We start from the raw sequence: 3,571 nt of genomic DNA, 5'->3' as shown, positions 1-3,571 counted from the left end.
TAGCGGTACGCATTCCAACAAACCCGGCTGACGCCGAACAGATCGCACCGACCAGGAAACAGACAGACGTCATCCACTCGCGGGCAAAACCGAGCACTACAAACATGACCACTACAAAGATCGCTAAAAAAATATACTCTCTTCGTAAAAATGCCATGGCCCCTTCCTGGATGACAGCCGATAGTTCCCGCATTTTCTCGTTTCCGGGATGCGCTTGGTTAATTTGCCTAACCAATGTGTAGGCAAACAAAACTGCGATCGCCCCGGCAATCGGGGCAAAAACAGCCAGATCCATATTGACTCCCCCATTCTTCTGTGCTCATCAACTCAATCAGTATCCCAAAGCTCGCTGTTCGGGTACACTGGCTCACCCCCCGGCGGAGACGCAGCTCTGCCAGGGCAACAGAATGACCTTGTTATACCGGTACCTGTTGATCAGGCGGTACTCGAGACTTTGATCTTGCCTTCCTCTTCGATCACCGCCTGCGCTGCGGCCAGGCGGGCCAACGGAACCCGGAAGGGTGAACAGCTGACATAATTCAAACCCAGCTTGTGGCAGAATTTAATCGATTTTTCTTCGCCACCATGTTCACCGCAGATTCCACACTTGAGGTTCGGGCGGACGGAGCGACCTTTTTGAACGGCCAATTCCATCAGAAAACCAACTCCCTCCCGGTCCAGAATCTGGAACGGTCCTTCTTCGAGAATGCCATGTTCTTGGTAGAAGAAGAGGAATTTTCCCTCAGCGTCATCACGGCTGAATCCGAAGGTCATCTGGGTCAAGTCGTTGGTTCCAAAGGAGAAAAATTCCGCATATTCGGCGATTTGATCGGCAACCAAAGCAGCCCGGGGCACCTCGATCATCGTTCCGAAGCTGTAAGGAACGTTAACCTTCTGTTCGCTTACGACCTGCTGGGCTACTTCATCAAGCTGTTGCTTGAGGACTTTGATTTCATTTTTGTGCCCGACGAGAGGAATCATGATCTCCGGAATGACCTTGACGCCTTCTTTGGTCAGTTGGCAGGCTGCTTCCATGATGGCCCGGACCTGCATTTCCACGATTTCCGGATAGAGAATGCCCAAGCGGCATCCCCGCAAACCGAGCATGGGGTTCTGTTCGTGCAGATTGCGTACAGTGGCCAAAAGACTTTCTTTTTCCTCGAATTCCGGACCAGTCATTCCCTTGATTCGCATGGTGTTCACTTCAACCAGCAGGTCTTCGAGCTTGGGCAGGAATTCATGAAGAGGGGGATCGATCAGCCGGATGGTGACCGGTTTTCCCTGCATCACCCGGAAGATGTCGACAAAATCACCTTTCTGCATCGGCTCGAGCTTGGCCAGGGCGGCCTTCCGTGCTTCTACGTCTTGGGCCAGAATCATCTTTTGGACCGCCGGGATTCGGTCGGGAGCCATGAACATATGTTCCGTCCGGCATAGTCCGATCCCCTCGGCTCCAAATTCAATAGCTTTGGCGGAATCAGCCGGCGTATCGGCGTTGGCCCGGACACCGAGCCTGCGGATCTCGTCGGCCCAGGACAGGAGAAGTTTGAAGTCGTCGGAGAGCTGGGGAGGAATGGTTTTCACCTGTCCCAGGATCACTTCACCTACCCCACCGTCGATCGAGATATAGTCACCTTCCTTGACCGTGACGTTTTTGACCTTGAATTCCTTTTTGTCCAAATCAATCCGTATCGCCTCACAACCAGCCACACAGGGCTTCCCCATGCCTCGGGCGACGACCGCGGCATGGCTGGTCATTCCGCCCCGGCTGGTCAGGATTCCCTGGGCGGCCACTACGCCATGAATGTCGTCGGGGGTGGTTTCCGGCCGGACCAAAATGACTTTCTCACCACTGTTTCCCAATGCCTCAGCTTCATCAGCGGTAAAGGTTATTTTTCCGGTGGCCGCTCCCGGGGAGGCGGGCAGTCCCTTGGCCAGGACTTCGATACGCTGACTCCGATCAACCTGAGGATGAAGGAGCTGGTCAAGTTGGCCGGGTTCGACGCGGCTGACCGCGGTTTTCTTATCAATCAAACCTTCTTTTTCCATATCCACTACTATTTTTATGGACGCCGCACTGGTCCTTTTCCCGGTCCGGGTCTGGAGCATGTAGAGTGTTCCTTTTTCAATGGTGAATTCGAAATCCTGCATGTCTTTGTAATGTTTTTCCAAAGTCCCATAGACCTTCTTAAGTTCATCGAAGGCTTGGGGTAGATCCTGACCCATATCCACAATGGGTTTTGGAGTCCTGATCCCGGCCACCACGTCTTCACCCTGGGCATTGATCAGGTATTCACCATAGTATTCCTTGATCCCGGTCGAGGGGTTACGGGTGAAACCGACTCCGGTACCCGAGTCCGTCCCCATATTTCCAAAGACCATGAGTTGCACATTTACTGCCGTGCCCCAGCTTTCCGGAATTTGGTGCAACTTCCGGTAGGTAATGGCCCGCTTGTTGTTCCAGGAACCAAAAACGGCATTGGCTGCCCTTATCAGTTGGTCGTAAGGATCCTGGGGGAACTCTTCTCCGGTCATCTTCTTATAAAATGCCTTATAACGTTCGACGACCTTCCCGAGGGCATCAGAATCAAGATCCGTGTCCAGCTTGCCTCTCACTTCCACCTTCGCTTCTTCAAGGATCTTTTCGAAGTGCTCTCTTTTGACATCCATAACCACGTCACCGAACATCTGGATGAAACGCCGGTAACAATCACGGGCAAAGCGCCTGTTTCCGGTAAGCACCGCCAGTCCCTCTACGGCCTTGTCGTTAAGTCCCAGGTTGAGGATGGTGTCCATCATGCCGGGCATGGAAGCCGGAGCGCCGGAACGGACAGAAACCAAGAGAGGATTTTTTTCATCGCCGAATTTCTTCCCGGTTTTCTCTACGAGCTTGGCCAGATTTTTTTTGACCTCGTCTTCCAGTCCTTCCGGCCAGGTTTGATCGTTCTTATAATAATGAGTACACGCTTCGGTGGAGATGGTGAAACCAGGAGGCACCGGCAAGCCGATGCGAGTCATCTCGGACAGGTTGGCTCCCTTCCCTCCGAGAAGCATCTTCATCGATGCGTCGCCTTCCCCAAAAAAATACACGTACTTCTTCATCCTATTTCCTCCCTTTCGTTTTTAATACTGCACAGAATCTGTCCCAGAATATCTTTATTGTTCAGATTGGTGATGTCAATCACGATACATTTCAACCGCTGATACACTTCGGTGATGAATAAAATTTCCCGTTTGACGACATTCATGTCCGCCCGCTCGGCCATATGATACAATCCCAGAGCGTTGATCCGCTCACTCCGCAGGCGGCTCAGGCATTCGGGATTCATGGTAAAACCGATAATGGTTTTCCCCGATTTTTTTCCCACCAAGTCTTCCAGATTGTGGGGAAGTGGCAGGTCCGGGTCAAGCATCAAAAAACAACATTTGATACCTTTTGCTGCGAGATTCAGGATAAATTCGTCCCGGTGAGGGTACCACATGGTAAGGAGAACCACGTCGGCTTCGCTCAGGTTCCGCAGGTTGAAGCCGGTACTCTTTTCGAGGACATACTCGAAAGCTTCTATACTGG

At 52.2% G+C, this 3,571-nt stretch carries 3 protein-coding genes; all 3 read right to left on the bottom strand.

What is annotated here, in order from left to right:
- On the bottom strand, positions 1 to 295 hold a 295-nt coding region (locus VLH40_06585; GenBank protein HSV31670.1), incomplete at its 3' end, for a sodium/proton-translocating pyrophosphatase.
- A gap of 140 nt (positions 296 to 435) precedes the next feature.
- On the bottom strand, positions 436 to 3,102 hold the full coding sequence (gene ppdK, locus VLH40_06580) for a pyruvate, phosphate dikinase (protein ID HSV31669.1): 2,667 nt from the start codon (positions 3,100 to 3,102) through the stop codon (positions 436 to 438).
- On the bottom strand, positions 3,099 to 3,571 hold a 473-nt coding region (locus tag VLH40_06575; protein HSV31668.1), incomplete at its 5' end, for a kinase/pyrophosphorylase. The genes VLH40_06575 and ppdK, both read right to left, overlap by 4 nt.

The organism is Atribacteraceae bacterium, from assembly GCA_035477455.1.
In the GTDB taxonomy this organism is placed as follows: domain Bacteria; phylum Atribacterota; class Atribacteria; order Atribacterales; family Atribacteraceae; genus DATIKP01.
The sequence above is the reverse complement of the archived record's forward strand: the minus strand, read 5'-3'. Positions and strand labels throughout refer to the sequence as shown.

Coding starts and splice junctions, on each gene's coding strand:
- ppdK (HSV31669.1), bottom strand. CDS start 3,102: ATGAAGAAGTACGTGTATTTTTTTGGGGAAGGCGACGCATCGATGAAG.